The sequence below is a fragment of the Paenibacillus sp. OT2-17 genome, from assembly GCF_009827695.1.
GTDB lineage: Bacteria > Bacillota > Bacilli > Paenibacillales > Paenibacillaceae > Paenibacillus > Paenibacillus polymyxa_B.
Window position 1 is genome coordinate 1 of the sequence record NZ_WUDQ01000955.1, and the last position, 801, is coordinate 801.

Sequence of the window (801 nt, forward strand, 5' to 3'; positions counted from 1 at the left end):
ACGATACAAGCGTCCACCGGGCGAGAACGGATCAGACACGAACTTCTCCGCCGAAAGCTCCGGTCTGTTCAGATATCCCCGCGCTACAGAAGCTCCACCAATACACAGCTCGCCCGTTACACCGACAGGGACCGGACGCATCTTGTCATCAACAATATATAACTTATGATTCGGTAGAGCTCTGCCGATAGGGACAATACCGGACAGAGGCAATTTTTCCAGCTCGTCCTCATAAAAGCTAGATTCGATTGCGGCTTCGGTAACTCCATACGTATTAATGATCCGCATCTTGCTGCCAAAACGGGTCAACATCTTACGTTAATCTGCAACAGCCAAGCTATCTGCTCCAGTAGTAAGCAGCTTTAGGGAACTGATATTTGTACCATGCTCATAGATGTAATTCAATAGCAGAGATAAAAGCACAGGAGGCGTCTCAAACGTAGTAATCTCCTGCTGCTCCAACAGTGTAGCCAGGGTAGCTGGATCATTTCTCACGTTTTCAGGACAAATGACCAAGGTACCTCCATTGACAAATGCCTTGGCCAAATCGCATGCAAACACATCAAACGACATGCTGGCAATTTGCAGTAGCTTAACAGGGAAATCTTTAAATCCTTGGCTGTGTCTGTAACCAAGTGCGGTGTTGACATATTGTTGATGTTCAACCATAACGCCTTTGGGCTTACCTGTGGTACCCGATGTATAAATGACATACGCCAAAGAGCCAGGCTCATATGAGGAGATATACTGCTTGTTCGAATCCATCTCGGGCTGGAGTGGCAAGGTAGCGAGATCAACTAC

1 pseudogene is annotated in these 801 nt (G+C 47.2%); it reads right to left on the minus strand.

The window, feature by feature from the left end:
- Positions 1-801: pseudogene (locus GRP75_RS28430) on the minus strand (AMP-binding protein); the annotation flags it as partial.